This is a genomic window from Gluconobacter wancherniae NBRC 103581 (genome assembly GCF_007988885.1).
Taxonomy (GTDB): domain Bacteria; phylum Pseudomonadota; class Alphaproteobacteria; order Acetobacterales; family Acetobacteraceae; genus Gluconobacter; species Gluconobacter wancherniae.
Genome location: NZ_BJUZ01000005.1, coordinates 70,674 through 91,393 on the forward strand (window position 1 = coordinate 70,674; position 20,720 = coordinate 91,393).

Genomic DNA, 20,720 nt, shown 5'->3' on the forward strand with positions numbered 1-20,720 from the left:
TAGTTCTCTTGTTTCGGAGAATGTCTTCATAATTGCGTAACGCTTGAAATGTTATTGCAAGTTGAACCTCCTTGTCTGAGGTGTCGCACGTTATGGAGACAGCGGATGACAGAGACGTCGATTCCACCCGAACTTGCCGAACGTCTGGCATTCCTGGAGATCGGCAGCCGTGAGCGGCGCCAGCTCGGACAGCTCCAGCAGAAGGTTCGGGGGTCTCTAGGCGCCGTTCTCGACAGCTTTTACGAGAAACTTGGCCGCAGGCCAGAACTGACAAAATTCTTTTCCTCACCCACGCAGCAGCAGACGGCGCGCCGACGCCAGGAAGAGCACTGGGCCCAGCTTCTCGGCGGTGAACTGGGTGCTGACTATCTGAACAGTACCCGACGGATCGGGGATGCTCATGCCCGGATTGGTCTGGAGCCGCAGTGGTATATTGCGGGTTATGCGCTTCTGGTTGAGCGGCTCTGTGCGGATCTTGTGCGGCAGACGGTGAGTGAGCAGTCGGCACGCAGGGGTTTCTGGGGGCGCTCGCGTTCTCCCGCTCCTGATGGCGATCTTCTGGCTTCTCAGGTCAGCCTGATTATCAAGACAGCTTTTCTGGATATGGATCTCAGTCTTAAGGCGTACATGCAGAATGTGGATGTGGCCGAGCAGATCAGGGTTGAGCAGGAGCGGATTTCCAGCCTTGGTGTCCTGACGGAATCGCTGGCCGACGCGCTTGAGCAGATGGCGGAAGGAGATCTGGTTCAGGAAATCGATAGTGCGGAAGCAGATCGCTCTAATCGTATGAGCAATGCGTTTCGCAAAGCATGTGCGGGGCTGGGTAGCATCATCCTTGCTGTGCGGGACACGAGTGGCAAGGTGGAAAGCCGGGCGCGAAGCATCAGTGATTCGAGCGAAGATGCTGCAACGCGGATCGGAGAGCAGGTCGAAGGTCTTCAGATGGTGGCTCGCACGATCGGTGAGCTTACCGAATCCGTGAAATCAGTCGCTACAGAGGCCAGCAAAGCGGATGACACGGTATCGCGCTGCTGCGGAGAGACCGTGCAGGGGGGCGAGGTTGTTGCCCGGACAATTAACGCGATGGGCAAGATTTCCTCATCTTCCAATCAGATCAGCCAGATCATCGGAGTGATTGACGATATTGCGCTCCAGACAAATCTGCTTGCACTCAATGCTGGCGTCGAGGCCGCGCGGGCGGGGGATGCGGGGCTGGGCTTCGGGGTTGTGGCGCAGGAGATTCGGGCGCTTGCACGTCGCTCTGCGACGGCTGCAAAGGAAATCAAATCTCTGATCGGGGAAAGCCTGGAGGATGTTGAGCGCGGTGTGCGTCTTGTCGATGAAACAGGTGGCGCGCTTCGGAGTATTCAGAGCTCGGTTGAGCAACTGGGTGAAGCGGTAGGCCAGATTGCTTCGGGGGCGCAGGCTCAGGCGCAGCGGATCATGGAAATCAACACCAGTACGACCCAGTTGGAAGCCGCGACCAGAGCCAACTCCATCCGCGTCCAGGAAGCCACGGATTCAAGTCGTGCCCTGGCAGTTGACGCTACCGACCTGATGAAGCTGGTCATGAACTTCAAGGTTCGTGAACGAGTGTCACAGGAAGAGAAATATGTGCCCCGGGAGCTTAAGACGCGCGGGGCTTTTGGGGACCAGAAGAAATCAGGGCAGCTCGTTTAGGGCGCGAGCTTCTTCCGGGAGCATGACTGGAATACCATCGCGAACAGGGAAAGCCAGGCGGGCACGCGGGCTGATCAGTTCCTGGGCCTCCCGGTCATAAGTCAGGGGCCCTTTGGTGACGGGGCACACGAGCAGGGACAGAAGGCGCGGATCGAGTTCAGATGTCATGTTCATTCCATGCCGCGAGCAAGAAGATCGAGCAAGACCTCTGCGCGGTCGTTTAGGGTTTCGGCTTCCAGAAGGGCCTGCTTTTCGTTTGGTGAAAACGGTACGAGCATCGGCAGGACGAGTAACAGAGTGTCGTCGTCCATCTCTTCTATTGTGGGCCAGTTGGTACGGAGGCGGCGGGCTGCGAAATAGCGCCTGAGAGCCTCCATAAGCTCGCCACGGTTGAGTGGGGAGGGCTCCGATTCCACGAGGTCGGCGGAGAATGATGAGGCATCTACAATGCCCTGCCTCCACCCTCGATCAGTCCCACTTTCTCTCAGAAGACGGAAACGGCAGACACCGAAGAGGGTGATGGAGAAAGTGCCGTCGCTACGTTCCGTGAAGGATGTAATGCGCCCGATGGTTCCGATCGTATGCAGATCAGGCTCATCAAGATCATCCATATCCTCTGCAAGGCTGTCCGGCTGGATTATGCCGATCAGCCGTCGGTCTGCGAGAGCGTCTTCAAGCAACGCAATATAGCGTGGCTCAAAGACGTTCAGCGGCAACCGGCCACCGGGCAGCAGGAGCGCACCCGGCAAGGGAAAGAGCCCGAGGCGAGGCGGAATGTCAGCAAGGGTGATGTCTGACAAAGAGGGAACGCGGCGTGGAATTTCATCCTCGCCCTCTGAAAATCCTTGTTCGAAAAAGGAAGCCATGCGCTCAGGAAAACAGAAGAGAAGACAGCTTGCGGCGGGCTGTCAGGGTGATGGGATCGGTATGCCCCCACGCTTCAAAGAAGCGGAGGAGTTCTGTTTTTGCCGCGCCATCTTCCCACTCGCGGTCCTTTTTGAGGATTTCGAGCAGGATTTCCGCCGCTTCCGCACGGAAGCCTGCACCGTTCAGGGCCGCGGCCAGCTTCATTTTCAGTCCGAGATCGTCGGGGTTGGCGTTGCCTGCTGAGCGTAAGCCATCAAGTTCGGAAGCTGCAGCTTGGCTCTCGCGATGAAGTTCCAGCGCTGCCTTGGCGCCTGTAATTTCTGGGTGTGTGAGGAGCTTTTCAGGAACCTGCGACAGGGCTTCTTCTGCTGATTCTGTTTCATTCAATGAGATCAGCGACCGGATCATGCCGCTCCAGGCTTCGGGATTTTCTGCTTCGGTATCCAGAACCTGAGCGAAAAGCCCCACGGCCTGCTCAGCCTGTCCTTCTGCAAGAGCATGTTTTCCAGCAGCCAGGATTTCGGTTGCCGGCATGGCGCCACCTGCGAGTTTGAGAAGGGATTCTACAAACCGGCGGATTTCGCTCTCGGGCTGGGCGCCCTGAAACAGGTCAAGCACCTGTCCCTTCCAGAACGCGACAACAACGGGAATCGATTGCAGTGGAAGGCCAAGCTGTCCAAGTTGTGCGGCGAGCGATTGATTGGCTTCGACGTCCACTTTTACAAGTTTGACGCGGCCGCCTGCTGCCTGAACAACTTTTTCGATGACGGGCCCGAGCTGGCGGCACGGGGCACACCATGGCGCCCAGAAATCGACCAGAACAGGAATGCTCTGACTTGCTTCAATAACTTCAGCCATGAAGTTCCGCTCGTCGGCATCTACGATCTGTACCCCTTTCCCTGCTGCTGACGGGGAGGATTTCGGGGACTGGCCGATAAGATGTTCGCTGAAACTGCTGCTCATGAAGTAAAAATCCGTTTTGTGCCGTGGGCTAATCTTCCTGAAAGATCGGCTTCGTGGCTTCTCAACGCAAGGGGAGGCTGAACCAGACGCTGTAGTTCCTCATAAAAATGGCAGTTTTCCTGATATTGAAGAAAAAATTTCGGAAAAAATGCAAAAAAGCGCCGTGATGGGGTTGCGCTGATAAGCTGATTCAGCGATAAGCCGCTCCACGGAGTGCGGGCGTAGCTCAGGGGTAGAGCACAACCTTGCCAAGGTTGGGGTCGTGGGTTCGAATCCCATCGCCCGCTCCAGACTTTCTAAGAAAGTCTTCTCGAAAAAACGGTCCTTCGGGGCCGTTTTTCGCGTTTGGGGCCACGAAGTCCTACTCATTTACATTTTCGAACGATCCGACACAAAGCTTCTATTGGATTGATGGATCATTAAGGACGACGGTAACGGCAGTTTCTGCGGTTCCCCCGGAAGGCCAAAATGACATCAGCTTCTGTCCCTGTATTTGTGATTGTGGGTGGAGGTGCGAGCGGTACGTTGCTCGCGCTTCACCTGCGCAACGCAAATGTTCAGGCACGTATTATTATTCTTGATCCTGCTGAAAAACCGGCTCTGGGTCTCGCATATTCCACGTCCTGCCCGCAGCATCTTCTGAATGTCCGCAATTGTTCGATGAGCGCATTTCCTGAAGATCCCGATCATTTTCTGCGCTGGTTGCGAGAGACTGTTGACGTAGGTGCTGCCCCCCATAATTTTTCACCGAGAATGATATTTGGCCAGTATCTGCGGCAATGTTGGCATGATGCAGAGCCCGAGCACTGGCAGGTTCGTGCAACGGACTGTTACCGCGAAGACGGACAGTGGCACCTGGATCTGGATGATGGGCGTGTTTTGCTCGCGGATGTCGTGATCCTCGCTCAAGGAAATTTTGATCCGGCAGCTTTGCGGAATGTGGAGCCTCGGGCTCAGGCTGAGGGCGTGTATGAGCATAATGCCTGGCAGCAGGTTCTTTATGATGAGACAGGCGCTGAAATGTCCGTCGTTCTGGCAGGAACGGGGCTAACGGCGGTGGATGTTGTTGTGAAGCTTCGCGAGAGCGGTCATCGCGGGAAAATTACAGCCTTGTCGCGACACGGATGGCCTCCACAGGCTCATCTGTCGCAATCAACGCCCTGTGTTCCTCCTATCGTGGATGCGCAGATGCTTCTGACGGCTGTGGGATGTCTTAAAGCGTTCAAAAAAGCAGTGCGTGGCGGCATGCCTTGGAGGACGGCCGTAGATTCGCTGCGCTGCGTTAGTAACCGGATCTGGCTGTCCATGCCTGTGGTGGAACGACAGCGATTCCGCCGACATTTACAAAGACGTTGGGATATTGCGCGTCATCGTATTGCTCCTGAAGTTGCGGCGTTACTGGAGAGCGAGATACGGGAGGGGCGGCTGGTTTTTGCGCGGGGCCATGTCCATTCCGTTGGATTGCAGGGCAAGTGTGCAGAGGTCACGGTTGGCACTTCTGAAGGCATGAAGGTTTTGCAGGCTGACCGTGTGGTGAATTGTACCGGGCCGCATCGGGATTATCTGAAAGTTGGCTCTCCACTTCTGAAAAACATGCTGGAACGTGGTGACCTCAGGCAAAGTGTTCTGGGTGGTGGGCTGGAATGTCTGGAAGACGGCGCTCTGACGGATGTGCGGGGCGACACTCACGGCGATATTTTTGCGATTGGCCCGATGCGGATTGGTACGCTTTTTGAGTCCGTCGCCATTCCGGAGATCCGGGATCAGGCCGCGGCGCTCGCAGGCCTGCTTGCAAAGAGGGCTGCATGACGCTTGATCAACTGCGTGTTTTTCTGGCGGTGGCAGAACGTGAGCATGTGACGGAAGCTGCACGCGTGCTCAACCTCACGCAATCTGCGGTGAGCCATGCAATCTCAATGCTTGAAGCCGGGTGTGGTCTGTCATTGTTCAGTCGTATTGGCAGGCGTATCGAACTGACAGACGCCGGGCGCCTGCTGCAGGTGGAAGCGCAGGCTGTGATTGCGCGCATGGCGGCTTTGAAAGCCAGAATGGCTGATTTTGCAGGTTTGGGTTCAGGTGTTCTGAATCTGCATGCCAGTCAGACGATTGCAGGCTACTGGCTACCGGGGCGCCTGATGGCTTTTCGAGCGCTTTACCCTGGCGTTGAGCTGCGGATGCAGGCTGGAAACACGGCGGAGGTTTGCAGATCAGTTCGAGAGGGCCATGCAACGCTTGGTCTGATTGAGGGGGAAGTAGATCTGTCGGACCTGCGCTGTGAGACGGTGGCTCTGGACAGGCTTCTGCTCGTGGTGGCGCCATTCCATCCATGGAAAAATACTCCGCCTCAGACTGTTCCAGAATTGGTGGGTTCGGACTGGATTCTCAGGGAGACGGGATCTGGCACGCGCGGGGTGCTGGAGAACGTGCTGCGTGGATCGGGAATGACCGTGGGAGATCTGTCTGTGCTGATGGAATTCAGCTCGAATGAGGCAGTGCGTGCTGCTGTGGAAGCGGGGGGTGCGGCAACCGTGTTGTCTGCATCAGTTGTGGCAGGGTCATTGGAGGCAGGGCTCCTGCACGCCGTTCCATTCTTGCTTCCTGAACGGCGGTATGTGCTGGTGTCCTGCCCTCAGAGGGATCCCGGTCCGAGTGGGGCTGCTTTCGCGGCTTTTCTGACCGGGGGCGGGTAGATCAGAAGAACTGGATGTGTGAGCGGAAGCCGAGCATCGCTGCGTTTCGCAGGGCTGCCTGGGCACCCGGCCGGATGAAGTACTGGAAGTCTGGTGCGAACGTGACGCCGCGCATCACACGGATGCGATAGGTGGCTTCAAGAACTTCGCCAAACGACTGTGGGCCATAAGAGCCGTTCAGAAGCGGCTGTCCCTGTTCCATCTGCAGGATCTGTGTGCTGGTGACGTTGTTGGCGACCTTCACATACATGAAGTTGATGCCGATCGTATCGAATGGACGTGCACGCAGCAGGCCACTGTCCACGAAGCCCATTTGGTACTGTTGTGCGCGGGTCGAATTGCGGGGACTGTTGGCGTAGAAACCAGCGACGAGTGTCAGGCCTGCTTCCTTGTTGGCAGCATTGTGATGGCGCCAGACCATCTGGTCAGCCAGGAACCATGCAGCCCAGGAGCCATGCAGCTTACGGGCCGGAAGGCCGCTGAGGGCAAATGCGTTGCCGTTGCTATCATAATATGTGTCGTTGTGATCGATCGTATCGACAGCATAGCCGACCTTGTAGTGACCCGGCAGTTTGTCAGCTCCAAAGACTGGCTCCCAGCCTGCTTCTACAGGGATGGATTCACCGTTGATATCAGCGCCGTTGAACTTGAAGCCCGTGCGATACTGCGTGTTGCCGTAAATACCCGCCTGACTGAAATACACGCCTGCCTGAATATAGGTATGCGTGGTGGGGCGTACGCGAACGCGGGTAGCCCATACGCCGTCAGGGTAGGAAGAATGCGCTGTATTTTCACCGGCGGCTTTGGGGTTACCGCAGAAGGCGTTGTTCATGAACGTGCAGTATAGCGGATTTGACGAGAAATCGTTCAGGAACGGAATACGTCCTGCCACGATGTCGAAATGACCGTGTGCAAGCGTCTCTTCGCCGTATGCGTAAACCAGATGGACGACGACGTTACCGCCTGCGCCGTAGATTTCGGAGCTGGGGTTGAGGTTATCGCCGAACATGCGGCTTGCTGGAATACCGTAACGGCCAACCATGACCGTATGCGTGGAGAAACCGCGGACACCCGCCAGCTTTTCCCAGTCGATATCGGTCTCAAAGCTGTACTGGCCAGCGTTGCTGCTTCCCTGTCTCAACCCATAGCCCGGTGTTGGCTTGGTGATCGCGCCCGTGAATTCGTTGGTGTTGTCCATCAGCAGCGCAATGCCTTTGCGCCGCAGGGCCGTATTCCATCCGAATGGGTCCGTGAGTAGCGCTTCCGGGTGAGGAAGCGGAGGAACAGTGCTGCCGTCGAAATGGATCTGATCTAGCGGCGTATCCACGCGCTCACTGGCCTGAACAGAGTTCTGGTCTGGCCACTCAGATGTGGCAACGGTTGGGAGGACCTGCATCCGTGGGGCCACGGTAATGGCCTTTTTCAGGGGCGTACTTGTGGTCGCTTTGGAGGACGCGGCTGTGGTCTGGGCGACAGCTGCTGCAGGGAGGAGGGAAACCGCACAGAGGACGGCTGGAAAACTCAGGCGATGCAAGTCGCTGTTCCTTGGGACAACGGGTGAAATCAATTTAATCTTGTCACACAAAGAACGTTAGAATGCACATTAAATTTGGGAATTTTCCCCTGCCCAACGCATTAGTGAACAAAAAAGCCTCGTCCTTATAAGAAAAGGACGAGGCTTCGAACCAATGATACCCAACGGCAAAAGTTGCCGTTGGGTTATTTCAAATGATTACTTGGCAGCGGCAAGTGCGGCAAGAATGGCTTTGCCAGCCTCTTCCTTGTCAGCCCAGCCGGAAACCTTGACCCATTTGTTGGGCTCCAGATCTTTGTAGCGCTCGAAGAAATGCTCGATGGCGCGCAGTGTGATTTTTGGCAGGTCGTGGATGGACTGAACGTCCGTGAACTGCGGGTGGATCTTGTCGTGCGGAACGCAGATGATCTTCTCGTCCTGCCCGCTCTCGTCTTCCATTTTCAGCATGCCGATCGGGCGTGCGCGGATGACCGCGCCCGGGACGACTGCAGCCGGTGTCAGGACCAGCGCGTCTGCCGGGTCGCCGTCAGCGGCGAGAGTGTTTGGAATGAAGCCGTAGGCTGCAGGATACGCCATAGGCGTGAACAGGAAACGGTCTACCACAATGGCCCCGCTGTCCTTGTCCACTTCGTATTTCACCTGGGAGCCCTGTGGGATCTCGATGACGACGTTGATGTCGTTTGGCACGTCTTTGCCGGCAGAAATCTTGGAGATGTCCATGACAGTCCTGTCCTGGTAGGTGGTTGTGTGATGCGTCTGATACTACCGGCGCAGGCCTGATCTGCCCAGGGGGCGTCTAAGACGCAGAAAAGGGCCCTTTTCCGCCTTGTGAGCGGAAAAGAACCCTTTGTCGGCAACGTCTGGAAAGGCCTGGACCTTATAGGTAGGGCTGCGAAGCCTTCACGGCGTTTGCGCAGGCTTCCTTGCGATCATCGATCGATGTGTAGGCCGTAATGATGAAGGTGCTGCCGTTGCGGGCGAACTGGCCAGCCGTGCCGAGGGCATAGTCGTAGTTGCCTGTCTCGTTGGGCTCGGTTGTCTTGTACTTTTCGCTCAGCCCGTACAGAATCGGGTTGCCGACTTCATAAGACACGTACTCATGTTCCGTGCAGTAGTTCATGATTCCGGCGAGATTAGACGGGGAAACGTTCGAGAAATCTTTGCTCGGAGTGCCCTGGATCGGATCTGGAACAGGTGGGGTCTGTGCGTGCGCAGCGGAGGCTGCAAGACCCAGTGCAAGGCCGATAACGGGCGCAATGCGACGAAACATGGCGGTATCCTCTCTTAAGATCCCTGTTTTCCGCGGCAACCCGCGGTCAGTTGCGGAGATTTCTCCCCGCTGCGGGAAAAAGAAAGAGCGTTGCAGAACATTTCTGCGTGATCATCGCTCATTTGGATCAAAATATGGCGATCTCGCATCGAAAAAGACGCGGTTGGTGTCAAGCTCTGCTGAAATGACATCGAGGCTCGTCAGGGCAGCAATCAGGACGAATCGTTCACGCGGACGGTGTTCGATGGTCTCTTCGCGGCGTAGGCGAGAGATGGCGAGGTTCGTCGCCCGTAGCGTTCGTCCGTAATGCCCGTGATAGCGGCCGCTGAAATGGCTCATCCTTGCCATAACGAGATCCAGCGCCCGACGTGCAGGCCATGAGAGGCCGGAAGCGTGCTGGATCGCCTCGATGCGAAGCAGGTTGAGCATCACGCGCATCGCGGACAGAATTCCGTTCAGATAGGCGCTGATGACCGGACTTGGCGTGTTGCCTGCATTGTTCATAAGTCGCACGAACCGGTCCACGTTCCGTGAAACGATGCTGTCGACCGTTTCGCGCCCCTTGCCTGCGGCGATGCGGTGAAGGTCTTTGAGAATATGTTCACGCATCGTCCAGCGCTGATGGGCTGCGTCGTAGGGCAGGAAGACCCTGTACATCCATGTGGCGTATAGCAGCCCCAGAATGAGGGGCAGGGCCGTATTGAAATACGCAATCTCGTCTGTCCGGTCCTGATTGGAGGGGCCAATCATGATGGGCAGGAAGAGGTTGTAAGACACGGCCGAAAGCGTGAGGGGCGGGAAGGCGAACGCCAGGCCGCCGAGCATCATGGCCAGTCCGGACCACATGGCCAGCATCTCGAATACCGTAGGTTTTCCAAGTAGTGCGAGATCAAGGATACCGCCTGCGATCACCGCGCAACATGCCCCTCGCAGGAAGGACTGCGTGGCGAGGGCAGGGCGTTCAAGTGTGGAAAACAGGCTGCAGACGATGGCCACGAACATGATGAACGCAAGCCCGGAGGACCATGCTGTGGCGATCCAGATCAGACCTGCTCCAAATATGGTTACGGAGGCACGGAGGCTGTTGGCTATTGCCTGTTCCCAGTCCCTGTAAGAGCGAATCGGTGCGTGGAAACTGTCGTGCTTTTGAGGGTTGCGGGCGGCTTCGAACTGACGGAGCGCCATGCGCAGGGTGTCGATCAGCTCAACGAGGCCTTGCTGGAGCATGCCGTGCCTCAGGATTGCCTCGCGGGTATCGTGCTCTGTGTCTTCTGCTTCGAACGCTGCCACCACTTTCAGGCGGCATTCGCGATGAAGGTCGCGCAGATCAGCAAGGATGGGAGAAATGCCTTCGGGCCCATTCAGGCGATCAGGGATATCCAGAAGAAACCTGCGGATATTGTCTGCCTCTATGCGAAAGGCATCATCCTGGCTCAGGGGAAGGCGCATGAGTGTTGCGAGGTCCTGCGCCCGTGCAAGAAGGACTGCTATGTCGGCGAGGGCTGCGCGGGTATGATCGCCTGCGTGATCGTGGCGACCGAGTTCGACCTCCGCAAACTCCACCTGGTCTCCGAGGGCTGTTACGTTGCCAAAGACGCCCTGCATGTCTTTCAGGGCCTTCGGATCACCGGCGAGAACGCCCGAGACGGCGCCAAGCGCTGATTTGAGGGCCCCTTCGAATGTACCGGCCAGTTGCTGTCTGGTGCGCTTGGTCAGGCCGAGTTGGAAAAGGCCGGATATGGATGCTTCAAGAACAATGCCCAGAACGATGTATGTCGCGCGGGATGCGGCAATACTAAAAATATGGTTTGGGTCTGCGATTCCGTCGAGAGAGATGATCGCGTAGGTGAAGCCCGTTGCCCGCATGCCGTGGATGCGGTAATTCGTCATGGACGCCGGGCCGGGCAGGAATGTCCCGATCATGCAGAATATGCCGATGCCACCGGCCAGAAGCAGGATGAACATCAGGGGGGACTGCGGAAAGGCTGCCACCAGCCCTACGCCGCAGATGACCCCCAGCACCATGCCAAAGAGGTGCCATTTTGCCTTGGCGAGGCTCCGTCCGCGTGTTCCCTGTGCGACCATCCAGACAGTCAGTGCGGCCCATTGCGGGCTGCCGAGCTCCATCCACAGGGCAATTCCCAGTGCGAGGAGGGACGTACAGGTTGTCCTTAGGGCGTAACCGGCCATGACCGGGTCCGGAGCGTAGAGCCAGCGCAGTTTTCGCCACGGGGCGAAAGTTGCTGCTCCGGTCACTCTGAGGAACCGTCCGGTATTTTAGGGATCGAGAGTTTTTCAGGCATGATTTCCCCACGGCAGATGGCTGCACGATGCCATCTCGGAACGTCGGCAGAGATCCACGAGGGCCTGTCGGGAGGCGGGAAGGCAGATAAGAGTATAACGAAATTGAAGGTTTTGCCACGATGGCCTCTTGCAAAAACCTCTCAGGTGAGCAATTTCGTCCTGCACCTGTGCGCCTGTAGCTCAATTGGTTAGAGCCGGCCGCTCATAACGGCTTGGTTGCGGGTTCGAGTCCTGCCGGGCGCAGGGTGCTATTTTTCGTGTGCCCTTGCCGAAGCACACCGCGCATCACCCACCATCATCAGGAGTCCTGCCATGGCCGCCTACCAGTATGTCTATGTCATGAAGGACCTTACAAAGGCCTATCCGGGTGGCCGCGAGGTCTTCAAGGGCATCACGTTATCCTTTCTCCCTGGCGTCAAGATCGGTGTCCTCGGCGTCAATGGCGCCGGTAAGTCGACACTGCTCAAGATCATGGCGGGTATCGAGAAGGAATATGGCGGCGAGGCTTGGGCCGCTGAAGGTACGCGCATCGGCTATCTTGAGCAGGAGCCGAAGCTTGATCCGAATCTGACCGTCGGCGAAAATGTTGCACTCGGTTTCGGCAAGCTCAAGCACGCCGTTGACCGCTTCAACGAAATTTCGATGAAGTTCGCCGAGCCGATGTCGGACGACGAGATGACAGCGCTCCTGTCTGAGCAGGCTGAACTTCAGGAAACCATCGACGCCGGCGACGGCTGGGAACTGGACCGCAAGCTCGATATCGCGCTCGATGCCCTACGTTGCCCGCCTGCCGACAGCCCGGTGACGAATCTGTCCGGTGGTGAAAGCCGCCGTGTGGCCCTGTGCCGCCTGCTGCTCGAAAAGCCTGACATTCTGCTGCTTGATGAGCCAACCAACCATCTTGATGCGGAAAGCGTCAGCTGGCTTGAGAAGACGCTGCGTGACTATCAGGGCACTGTCATGGTCATCACCCATGACCGTTACTTCCTTGATAATGTTACCAACTGGATTCTCGAGCTTGAGCGTGGCCGTGGTTATCCGTTTGAAGGAAACTACTCTTCCTGGCTCACCCAGAAGCGCAAGCGCCTTGCGCAGGAAGAGAAGGAAGAGAGCGCCCGCCAGCGTGCGCTTGCAGCCGAGCAGGAGTGGATTTCCAGCTCTCCCAAGGCTCGTCAGGCCAAGAGCAAGGCCCGTATCACCAAGTACGAGGAAATGCTTGCTAACAATGCCGAGCGTGCTGGTGGCACGGCGGACATTGTCATCACTCCTGGTCCGCGTCTGGGTGGAACAGTCATTGAGGCTGAGAACCTGTCCAAGGGATATGGCGATCGCCTCCTGATTGAAAACCTGAACTTCAAGCTTCCGCCGGGCGGTATCGTTGGTGTTATCGGTCCGAATGGTGCGGGTAAGTCCACGCTGTTCAAAATGATCACGGGTTATGACCAGCCGGATGTCGGGTCTCTGCGCGTCGGTGAGACCGTTAAGCTGGGTTATGTCGATCAGTCCCGTAACACGCTTGATGATGACAAGACGGTCTGGGAAGAGATTTCCGGTGGTACGGATGTCATTCAGCTTGGCAAACGCACTGTGCCGTCACGTGCGTATGTTGGGGCCTTTAACTTCAAGGGTTCTGACCAGCAGAAGCGCGTAGGCGTCCTGTCCGGTGGTGAGCGTAACCGCGTCCATCTTGCGAAGATGCTGAAGAAGGACAGTAACGTTATCCTGCTCGATGAGCCGACCAACGATCTCGATGTTGATACGTTGCGTGCTCTCGAAGATGCGCTGGCGGAGTTTGCAGGCTGCGCCGTGATCATCACCCATGATCGCTGGTTCCTTGATCGTCTTGCGACGCATATCCTTGCGTTCGAGGGTGACAGCCATGTCGAGTGGTTCGAGGGGAACTTCCAGGACTACGAAGCTGACAAGCGCCGTCGTCTTGGGCCTGATGCAACCGAGCCGGGCCGTATCAAATATCGCCCTCTGGCACGCTGATCCTGCCAGTGTCCTTTGTCGGGCCGGAGCCATGTCGGTTCCGCGCCTGACAATTCGAGGAGGTCCGGGTGTTCGGACGTGAAATCCGCACCTCGCGTCTGGTTCTGACGCCTGTGAACTGGCCGGATCTGGAAGATATCATCCGGCTCAAGAGTGACGCCGGTGCCTTTGGCCAGATGCTTGGCGGCGTACGCAACCGGATCGAAGCAGAAGAAGAAATGGCCGAGGACGTTTCGTTCTGGGCTCGCTGCGGCGTTGGCATTTTTGCCATTCGTGAAAATGGACTTTTTGTTGGAATAACCGGCGTTCATGAGCGCCCCGATGGACGTGGCCTTGGGCTTCGTTTCTCTATTTTTCCCTGGGCAGCAGGGCGCGGCATTGCCCGCGAGGCGGCAGCCGCTGCGCTGTATTTCGTTATGGATACGGGCATAAAGCGTGTTGTTGCGATTGCCAGCGAGGACAATCGCGCATCGCGAATCGTTCTGGGCAGCATCGGGCTGCATCATACCGAGACGTTTGAGCGCGATGGCCGGACAATGCTGCTATATGAAATCACCGTGCCCTGAGAATGGTCGTCATTCCGAAAATCCGTTATGCAAGAGGTATGACACGCGTTTTCATTGACGGCGAAGCCGGCACAACTGGCCTTGGAATCCGGCAGCGGATAGAGGCTCTCCCTTCCGAACACGGTATCGAGCTGATCTCCATTGATCCAGCTCTGCGAAAAGATGCCTCGGCCCGACGGGAAATGCTGGCCAGTGCGGATGTGGCGATTCTCTGTCTGCCGGATGATGCTGCCCGTGAGACCGTGGCTCTTGCGGGGGGACTGAATGTCCGGATTCTGGATGCCAGCACGGCCCACCGCATCGCTGACGGATGGGCTTACGGCATGCCTGAACTCGATTCAGAACAGCCAGAGCGTATTCGCCGCGCAAAGTATGTTGCAAATCCCGGCTGCTATCCTACGGGCGCGATTGCTTTGCTTCGCCCGCTTGTTTCGTCAGGTCTGCTGCCTGCTGATCATCCTGTCTCGGTCAACGCAGTGTCGGGATACAGCGGTGCGGGCCGCTCGGCCATCGAAGAACATGAGCGCAATGGTGGCCCGGCATTTTTTCTCTACGGTCTGGCACTTCAGCACAAACATCTTCCTGAGATGCGTCATTACTCGGGTCTGACACGCCAGCCGATTTTCGTGCCGTCCGTCGGACATTTCCCGCAGGGCATGATCGTTTCCATTCCGCTTCACCTCTCGGATCTTCCCGGCAAGCCCGATGCTTCGGATGTCGAGAACGTTCTGAAACAGACCTATCAGGCTGCGGATCGCGTCCGGGTCTTGCCGCAGGAGACCATGCTGCTCGCGGATACACTGGCGGATACGGACGGCATGGAGTTGCGCGTTCATGGTTCAGGCGATCAGGTTGTCCTTACGGCCCGACTTGACAATCTGGGCAAAGGTGCTTCAGGTGCAGCTATCCAGAATCTTCTTCTGATGACGGGGCACTGACTTTTTCTTTCGCGGTCTGGTTCTTTTGGTGCGAATGCACTAGGGTTCGGGCCGCAGACGCGAGAGTGGCGGAACGGTAGACGCAGTCGGCTCAAAATCGACCGCCGAAAGGCATGGGGGTTCGAATCCCCCCTCTCGCACCACAGACGGGTGCTTTTTCAAGGCAATCCCGGATCGATCAGCCCGGAACGAGCATGTCCAAGCCGACCGCCAAGCCTTCCCGCCCGTTCTTTTCATCCGGCCCTTGTGCCAAGCGACCCGGATGGACGCTCTCTGCACTTGATCAGGCCCTTCTTGGACGCTCTCATCGTACGCCAGAGGGCAAGGGGCGCCTGAAAGAGGTTATTACGCTTTCCAAAAGCGTACTTGGAATTCCTTCAGACTGGCGGGTTGCGATCGTTCCTGCGTCTGATACCGGCGCTGTTGAAATGATCCTTTGGGCGCTGGCTGGTGAGCGTGGCGTTGATGTGCTGTCATTTGAGAGCTTCTCGGGGACATGGGCGCAGGATCTGCGCGATATTCTGCAAATCGAAGATCTACGCGTGCTTGAGGCTCCCTATGGTGCCCTGCCAGATCTCTCTGCCGTGGACTGGTCGCGCGATGTCATTCTGACATGGAACGGGACAACGTCCGGCGTGCGAATTCCGGGTCCGGAGCTTATTCCCGAGGAGCATGATGGTCTGGTGATCTGTGATGCGACGTCGGCTGCATTTGCGATGGATCTACCGTGGGATCGCCTCGATGTGGTGACCTGGTCCTGGCAGAAGGCGCTGGGTGGTGAAGCCGCACATGGCATGCTCGCCATCAGTCCGCGTGCTGCCGAGCGTCTAACAAAGGCTTCTTCGCGGCCCTTGCCCAAAATTTTCCGCCTCACGAATAAAAAGGGGCTGATGGAAGCCATCTTTGAGGGCGATACCATCAATACGCCGTCCATGCTGTGCGTCGAGGACGCGCTGGACGGATTGCGGTGGGCAGAAAACACAGGCGGCCTTCCGGCGCTGAAAGCGCGAGCCGAGACCAATCTTGCCATTATCAGTGAATGGGTTGAGCGGACGGAGTGGGTGTCCTTTTTGGCCGAAACGGTCGAGACACGTTCGTGCACGTCCATCTGCCTGAAAATCACGGCTCCATGGTTCGAGGCGCTTTCTCCCGACGCACGCTCCAAGGCTGTCAAACATTTGACGGGCCTCGTTGCATCGGAAGGCGCTGGCTATGATCTGGCGTCTTATCGCGATGCACCTGCAGGACTGCGGATCTGGGGTGGAGCCACTGTTGAAGCTGAAGATATCAGGGCCTTGCTGCCCTGGCTCGACTGGGCCTACGAGCTGACCTGCACGGAGTTTGCAGCATGAGCCCATATTCCGAGACACCAAGCGCAGCTTTGCTGCCGTCTGGCTTTGCAGACCTTCTTCCAGGGGAAGCTGAAGCCGAGGCCCGCGGCATTGCGCGCGTCATGGAAGCATTTTCACGCCATGGCTATCAGCGTGTCCGCCCGCCGCTCCTGGAGTTTGAAAGCTCATTGCTCGGTGGTTCAGGTGAGGCCCTTTCGGAGCAGACGTTCCGGATCATGGACCCCAGCTCCCATCGTATGATGGCCCTGCGCCCCGACATGACGACGCAGATCGCCCGTATTGCCGGGGTACGTCTGCAAGATGCGCCTCGTCCGCTGCGCCTTTCCTATTCTGGAAGTTGCGTCGTTATCGGAACGCCGGGACGTGAGTCTGACCGTCAGGTATCGCAGGCGGGTGTCGAACTGATTGGTCCGGATTCGGCTCAGGCCGATGCTGAAGTGGTGGCTCTGGGTGCGGAAGCTCTGCAGGAGCTTGGTATTGATGGCGTGTCGTTTGATCTGTCCATGCCAGCGTTGCTGCTTGGTTTGATTGAAGGTGCGATCCCGGAGGGCGAACGTGCTGCCCTGATTCATGCGCTTGATCGAAAAGATGCCAGCGCGGTTGAGGAGCTTGGGGGCTCCGTGCGCGAGCAACTGGCGGTTATGCTGCGTTCGGCTGGTCCGGCGGATCGTGGTCTGGAGCTCTTGTCGCAGGTCGATTTTCCCGAAAAAATTCGTGGGCATTTCGATCGTCTGAAAGCGAGCGTTGACGCCATTCGTGAGCGCTCGCCTGAGCTGCGCCTGACGATTGATCCGGTCGATGTTCGTGGCTGGAGATACCATACGGGTCTCTGCGTCACCGTTTTTTCCACCACATCCCGTGAAGAGCTTGGGCGTGGTGGCCGTTATCTGGCTGGTCAGGAAGCGGCCTGTGGTCTGACATTGCGTCCGCAGGCTCTCCTGCGCGCCGCACCGGTTCCGGATGCCAGACCGCGCTGCTATGTTCCCGTTGATCTTGCCCGTGCGGATCTCGTGGAATTGCATGGCAGCGGTTTTGCCACGGTTGCGGCCCTTGGGCGCGATCAGGACCCCGCAGCAGAGGCCCAGCGTCTGCGCTGCACCCATGTCTGGCGGGATGGTGTGGCGTTACCGCTCTGATCTGCCTGTCTTTACGTATTTTCTGCTCTGAATTTTAGGTCGAGGAAGCCAAGTCATGTCCAACGTCACCGTGATCGGCACCCAGTGGGGCGATGAGGGCAAAGGCAAGATTGTAGACTGGCTTGCCAGTCGTGCAGACATCGTTGTTCGTTTCCAGGGTGGCCACAATGCGGGCCACACGCTGGTTGTGGGCGAGCAGGTCTACAAGCTCTCCCTGCTGCCTTCCGGTCTTGTCCGTGGCAAGATTGGCGTGATTGGTAATGGTGTTGTGGTTGATCCCCGCGCACTGATGATCGAGATTGATCGCGTGACGGCACAGGGCCTGACCGTCACCCCCGAAACGCTCTGGATTGCCGAGAATGCTCCGCTGATCCTGCCTGTGCACGGTGCGCTGGATCGTGCGCGTGAAGCTGCACGTGGCGATCGCAAGATCGGCACGACAGGCCGAGGTATCGGCCCTGCCTATGAAGACAAGGTGGCCCGTCGCGCTATCCGTATCTGTGATCTGGCCGAGCCGGAGACGCTGGACTGGAAGCTGGACGAAGTTCTGCTGCATCACAACACGCTGCTCGCAGGCTTGGGTGCAGACACCTTCACCAAGGAAGAACTGAAAGCTTTTCTAGCCGAGATTACTCCTCGCCTGCTGCCTTATTCCTGTGCGGTCTGGGATCGCCTTGACGATGCCCGTCGTGCTGGCCGCCGTATTCTCTTCGAGGGTGCGCAGGCTGTGATGCTGGATGTCGATCACGGCACATATCCGTTCGTCACCAGTTCCAATACGGTTGCTGCTGTTGCGGCATCCGGAAGTGGTGTGGGGCCGAACTCGGTTGGTTTTGTTCTGGGTATTGCCAAGGCTTACACAACGCGCGTTGGTGAAGGTCCTTTCCCGTCTGAACTGTATGATGCTGTGGGCCGGACACTTGGTGAGCGCGGTCACGAATTCGGAACAGTGACGGGCCGTCCGCGCCGCTGTGGCTGGTTTGATGCTGTTCTGGTGCGTCGCGCCTGTCGTGTTGGTGGTGTCAGCGGTATTGCCCTGACCAAGCTGGACGTTCTGGACGGTCTTGAAGAAATTGCGATTTGTGTTGGCTATGAGCTGGATGGCGAAAAAATCACCAGCTTCCCGTCTGCTCCTGGTGCACAAGCCCGCGTCAAGCCGATTTTTGAGACGATGCCAGGCTGGAACGAGACGACTGCTGGTGCACGTTCGTGGGCTGAACTTCCGGCACAGGCCATCAAGTATGTGCGTCGCATCGAGGAACTGATCGAGGCGCCGGTAACCCTGCTTTCCACGAGTCCGGAGCGTGATGACACGATCCTGATGCGTGATCCGTTCGAAGACTGAGTTTCATAATCTTTCCCAAACGGGGAAGCTGTCTCGAATCACCTGCGCCGTTAACGAAGTCTCAATTCTGTTTGTCCAGAAAGGAGCGTGAAACAATGGCGCAGGGGCGGTCGGGATGCAGGGGAAGGAAGAGCTCCCGGAACTGATGATCGGAGATCGGTATCTGGTTAGCCAGAGCCGACGCCTTGCCGATATCGGGGGATGCCCCACATTCGCCGCGCAGAACGTTGGTGCTTCGGGCAGTAGCTGTCTGGCACTGGCGCCTTCATCGCCGTCGCCGCGACTGCCTGAAATTCTGATGCTGCGACATGACTGCCTGATGTCAGTCTATGCGCATGAGCACAGTAAAGGTGCGCTCTGGGTCATCTGCGGCCATCCGCCCGGCCCACCTTTGACGGATGGTTTTCCTTCATGGGGTGAAAATCAGATCATCGAGGGTGCAGTTCGCCCGCTGGCTGCCATTCTGCTTCTGATGCAGGAAGCAGAGCTCACCTGCCGCGCCATTAGACCCGACAATCTGTTTTTTGGAAGCGGCATGAACAAGCTGGTGCTTGGTCCTGCAGGGCTTGCGCCTCCTGGCATGCATCAGCCGCTGGTTTTTGAACCATTGTCGTCTGCGGTTTGTCATCCCGCGGCGAGGGGCGATGGTACGCTGGCCTGTGACGTTTTTTCGATGGGCGTTCTTATCGTCTCACTCTGTTTTGGCGAAGTTCCCCTCAAGGGACTGACAGACGAACAGATACTCGAGCGTCGTCTCCAAATGGGTAGTGCCGAGGCCTATATCGGTGGCCGAAGCCTGCCAGATGGGCTTGCGTCCATGTTGTGGGCTATGCTGTCCGACGATCCTGCGTCGCGCCCTTCGCCCAGCGATCTCTTTACCATGGCGCCAAGCAAGCTTTTTTCCCTTCGGCCGGAAAGCCCTGCCCGGGTACCGCTGCGGATTGGGACGGTAGACGTGTGGACGCCCCGCGCGCTGGCATGGCATGCCGCGCGTGCGCCTGTAGAATTTTCGTCTCTGCTGCAACGGCAGGTCATTGCAAGTTGGCTTCGCAATGAGCTTAAGCAAGGGCGAATGGCATCCTTGATCGAGCAGACAGGGGGCAGCTTTTTGCCCTCCAGTGATCGCAAGGCCATTGATCCCGCGACGCTGGCAATAACCCGCGTTATCGCAATTCTTGATCCTTCAGCGCCTCTTTTCTGGGGCGGACGATGGTTCTGGCCGAATGCCCTGCCACAGATGCTCGCTTATGCTGGCAGCCTCGGTGACAAGCGCCAGAATGAAGAGCGCGACGTCTCCATGATTACCAGTTTTATCATGGGCAATCCGGAGATGTTCGATCATCCGCTGGTTCCTGAGGCTCAGAAAACGCAGGTCATGGAATTGGTTGTGCTGGGGCAGAGGACGGGTGTCAAAGGCCCTGATCGCATCCGCCGACTTCCTTATGATAATAACCCATTACAGGTCTGTCTGTCGCCACGATGCATCGTCGATCGCATCTCACAGATGAGTGGTATCCTGTCCTGGGCCGAGCAGCATTCTTCGGAGAATGAGCTTCCGGTTGAGGGATTGACGCGTAATGGTCTGCTGGATGCGGAAATGCGTTCGTTTCTCGCCAGTCATTTCGCAAGGCAGCGCCTGACGAGTGCGCTGGAGGCACAGAAAGCCGGGTTGCCGATCTGGAATGCTGACCTGATTTTGCTAGCTGCGGTGCAGCGTGTGGCAGAGCAGGGCGCCGTTCCGGCAATTACGCGCCGCATGTTTCCCTTACTCAAGCAAGAGCTTCGACATTGGCGCAGCCGGACTGGGCGGGCCAAGCGGCGTCTTGCTCTGGAAGATGCTGTTGCACAGGGAAACCTGACGAAGCTGCTTCGAATTGCTGAAGATCCGCATGGGCTGCGTCTGGATCAGCAGACGGCGCAGCGTGCCGAGCAGGAAATCGCGCGTCTCGTCCACGCTCTTGAGCCGGATCCGGACATGAGCGCCAGAAATAAGCGTCTCGCGCGGAATACAGGTGAGTTTGTGTCCCTCATCACGGGCATTGGCGTGGCGATGACGAGTGTGTGGTTCGAGTTCTGTCGGTGA

Annotated in this window: 17 protein-coding genes and 3 tRNA genes; 13 read left to right on the forward strand and 7 right to left on the reverse strand. The window is 57.5% G+C overall.

Translation table 11 applies throughout. The annotated features are described in order from the left end of the window. Positions 1-105: 105 nt before the first annotated feature. Positions 106-1,680 (forward strand): globin-coupled sensor protein, encoded by a 1,575-nt coding sequence (locus tag GWA01_RS12725; RefSeq protein WP_146798660.1) that lies wholly within the window; start codon positions 106-108, stop codon positions 1,678-1,680. Here the strand turns inward: GWA01_RS12725 and GWA01_RS12730 are convergent. From GWA01_RS12730 to GWA01_RS12740, 3 genes are read right to left on the reverse strand one after another with little or no spacing between them, the layout of a single operon-like run. Further along, on the reverse strand, positions 1,663-1,854 hold the full coding sequence (locus GWA01_RS12730; protein ID WP_146798662.1) for a Trm112 family protein: 192 nt from the start codon (positions 1,852-1,854) through the stop codon (positions 1,663-1,665). The two genes, GWA01_RS12725 and GWA01_RS12730, sit on opposite strands and share 18 nt — an antisense overlap. Next, complete coding sequence (locus GWA01_RS12735; RefSeq protein ID WP_146798664.1) at positions 1,851-2,546, reverse strand: LON peptidase substrate-binding domain-containing protein; 696 nt, start codon at positions 2,544-2,546, stop codon at positions 1,851-1,853. The genes GWA01_RS12730 and GWA01_RS12735 overlap by 4 nt, the downstream gene beginning before the upstream one ends. 4 nt (positions 2,547-2,550) lie before the next feature. Continuing rightward, a complete protein-coding gene (locus tag GWA01_RS12740; RefSeq protein WP_146798666.1) occupies positions 2,551-3,510 on the reverse strand; it encodes a thioredoxin family protein in 960 nt (319 codons plus the stop codon). A 215-nt stretch (positions 3,511-3,725) separates the two neighbouring features. Between GWA01_RS12740 and GWA01_RS12745 the strand changes: the two genes are divergently transcribed. From GWA01_RS12745 to GWA01_RS12755, 3 genes are all read left to right on the forward strand, one after another. Beyond that, positions 3,726-3,800, forward strand: a tRNA-Gly gene (locus tag GWA01_RS12745). Between the two features lie 178 nt (positions 3,801-3,978). Continuing rightward, positions 3,979-5,319 (forward strand): FAD/NAD(P)-binding protein, encoded by a 1,341-nt coding sequence (locus GWA01_RS12750; RefSeq protein ID WP_146798668.1) that lies wholly within the window; start codon positions 3,979-3,981, stop codon positions 5,317-5,319. After that, positions 5,316-6,200, forward strand: coding sequence for a LysR family transcriptional regulator (locus GWA01_RS12755; RefSeq protein WP_146798670.1), 885 nt, complete (start codon positions 5,316-5,318; stop codon positions 6,198-6,200). The genes GWA01_RS12750 and GWA01_RS12755 overlap by 4 nt, the downstream gene beginning before the upstream one ends. A gap of 1 nt (position 6,201) precedes the next feature. Here GWA01_RS12755 and GWA01_RS12760 read toward each other — a convergent pair whose 3' ends face one another. The 4 genes from GWA01_RS12760 to GWA01_RS12775 form a co-directional block, all read right to left on the reverse strand. Continuing rightward, the gene (locus GWA01_RS12760; RefSeq protein WP_146798672.1) at positions 6,202-7,734 is read right to left on the reverse strand and encodes a carbohydrate porin; all 1,533 of its coding nucleotides are present in this window, start codon (positions 7,732-7,734) and stop codon (positions 6,202-6,204) included. A gap of 198 nt (positions 7,735-7,932) precedes the next feature. Then, the gene (gene ppa / locus GWA01_RS12765) at positions 7,933-8,454 is read right to left on the reverse strand and encodes an inorganic diphosphatase (protein ID WP_146798674.1); all 522 of its coding nucleotides are present in this window, start codon (positions 8,452-8,454) and stop codon (positions 7,933-7,935) included. 157 nt (positions 8,455-8,611) lie between these two features. Next, entirely contained in the window at positions 8,612-9,004 is a 393-nt protein-coding gene (locus GWA01_RS12770) for an alcohol dehydrogenase (RefSeq protein WP_146798676.1), read from the reverse strand. A gap of 111 nt (positions 9,005-9,115) precedes the next feature. Then, positions 9,116-11,260, reverse strand: coding sequence for an FUSC family protein (locus tag GWA01_RS12775; protein ID WP_229316088.1), 2,145 nt, complete (start codon positions 11,258-11,260; stop codon positions 9,116-9,118). Positions 11,261-11,477: 217 nt separating this feature from the next. Here GWA01_RS12775 and GWA01_RS12780 point away from each other — a divergent pair. The 9 genes from GWA01_RS12780 (at position 11,478) to GWA01_RS12820 (ending at position 20,720) form a co-directional block, all read left to right on the forward strand. Beyond that, a tRNA-Ile gene (locus GWA01_RS12780) sits at positions 11,478-11,551 on the forward strand. A gap of 69 nt (positions 11,552-11,620) precedes the next feature. Then, positions 11,621-13,300: an energy-dependent translational throttle protein EttA gene (gene ettA / locus GWA01_RS12785; RefSeq protein WP_146798678.1), complete on the forward strand. Its 1,680-nt coding sequence runs from the start codon at positions 11,621-11,623 to the stop codon at positions 13,298-13,300. A gap of 68 nt (positions 13,301-13,368) precedes the next feature. After that, on the forward strand, positions 13,369-13,866 hold the full coding sequence (locus tag GWA01_RS12790) for a GNAT family N-acetyltransferase (protein WP_146798680.1): 498 nt from the start codon (positions 13,369-13,371) through the stop codon (positions 13,864-13,866). A 38-nt stretch (positions 13,867-13,904) separates the two neighbouring features. Then, a complete protein-coding gene (gene argC / locus GWA01_RS12795) occupies positions 13,905-14,804 on the forward strand; it encodes an N-acetyl-gamma-glutamyl-phosphate reductase (protein ID WP_146798682.1) in 900 nt (299 codons plus the stop codon). Between the two features lie 59 nt (positions 14,805-14,863). After that, a tRNA-Leu gene (locus GWA01_RS12800) sits at positions 14,864-14,947 on the forward strand. Between the two features lie 51 nt (positions 14,948-14,998). Next, entirely contained in the window at positions 14,999-16,156 is a 1,158-nt protein-coding gene (locus tag GWA01_RS12805; RefSeq protein WP_146798684.1) for a phosphoserine transaminase, read from the forward strand. Then, positions 16,153-17,292, forward strand: a complete 1,140-nt coding sequence (locus GWA01_RS12810) for an ATP phosphoribosyltransferase regulatory subunit (RefSeq protein WP_146798686.1) — start codon at positions 16,153-16,155, stop codon at positions 17,290-17,292. The genes GWA01_RS12805 and GWA01_RS12810 overlap by 4 nt, the downstream gene beginning before the upstream one ends. 55 nt (positions 17,293-17,347) lie before the next feature. After that, on the forward strand, positions 17,348-18,637 hold the full coding sequence (locus GWA01_RS12815; protein WP_146798688.1) for an adenylosuccinate synthase: 1,290 nt from the start codon (positions 17,348-17,350) through the stop codon (positions 18,635-18,637). A 115-nt stretch (positions 18,638-18,752) separates the two neighbouring features. Continuing rightward, on the forward strand, positions 18,753-20,720 hold the full coding sequence (locus GWA01_RS12820; RefSeq protein ID WP_146798690.1) for a serine/threonine-protein kinase: 1,968 nt from the start codon (positions 18,753-18,755) through the stop codon (positions 20,718-20,720).

Excerpts from the sequence above, each read along its gene's own strand:
- GWA01_RS12725 (WP_146798660.1), top strand. The coding sequence starts at position 106 with ATGACAGAGACGTCGATTCCACCCGAACTTGCCGAACGTCTGGCATTC.
- GWA01_RS12730 (WP_146798662.1), bottom strand. The coding sequence starts at position 1,854 with ATGAACATGACATCTGAACTCGATCCGCGCCTTCTGTCCCTGCTCGTG.
- GWA01_RS12735 (WP_146798664.1), bottom strand. The coding sequence starts at position 2,546 with ATGGCTTCCTTTTTCGAACAAGGATTTTCAGAGGGCGAGGATGAAATT.
- GWA01_RS12740 (WP_146798666.1), bottom strand. The coding sequence starts at position 3,510 with ATGAGCAGCAGTTTCAGCGAACATCTTATCGGCCAGTCCCCGAAATCC.
- GWA01_RS12750 (WP_146798668.1), top strand. The coding sequence starts at position 3,979 with ATGACATCAGCTTCTGTCCCTGTATTTGTGATTGTGGGTGGAGGTGCG.
- GWA01_RS12755 (WP_146798670.1), top strand. The coding sequence starts at position 5,316 with ATGACGCTTGATCAACTGCGTGTTTTTCTGGCGGTGGCAGAACGTGAG.
- ppa (WP_146798674.1), bottom strand. The coding sequence starts at position 8,454 with ATGGACATCTCCAAGATTTCTGCCGGCAAAGACGTGCCAAACGACATC.
- GWA01_RS12770 (WP_146798676.1), bottom strand. The coding sequence starts at position 9,004 with ATGTTTCGTCGCATTGCGCCCGTTATCGGCCTTGCACTGGGTCTTGCA.
- ettA (WP_146798678.1), top strand. The coding sequence starts at position 11,621 with ATGGCCGCCTACCAGTATGTCTATGTCATGAAGGACCTTACAAAGGCC.
- argC (WP_146798682.1), top strand. The coding sequence starts at position 13,905 with ATGACACGCGTTTTCATTGACGGCGAAGCCGGCACAACTGGCCTTGGA.
- GWA01_RS12805 (WP_146798684.1), top strand. The coding sequence starts at position 14,999 with ATGTCCAAGCCGACCGCCAAGCCTTCCCGCCCGTTCTTTTCATCCGGC.
- GWA01_RS12810 (WP_146798686.1), top strand. The coding sequence starts at position 16,153 with ATGAGCCCATATTCCGAGACACCAAGCGCAGCTTTGCTGCCGTCTGGC.
- GWA01_RS12815 (WP_146798688.1), top strand. The coding sequence starts at position 17,348 with ATGTCCAACGTCACCGTGATCGGCACCCAGTGGGGCGATGAGGGCAAA.
- GWA01_RS12820 (WP_146798690.1), top strand. The coding sequence starts at position 18,753 with ATGCAGGGGAAGGAAGAGCTCCCGGAACTGATGATCGGAGATCGGTAT.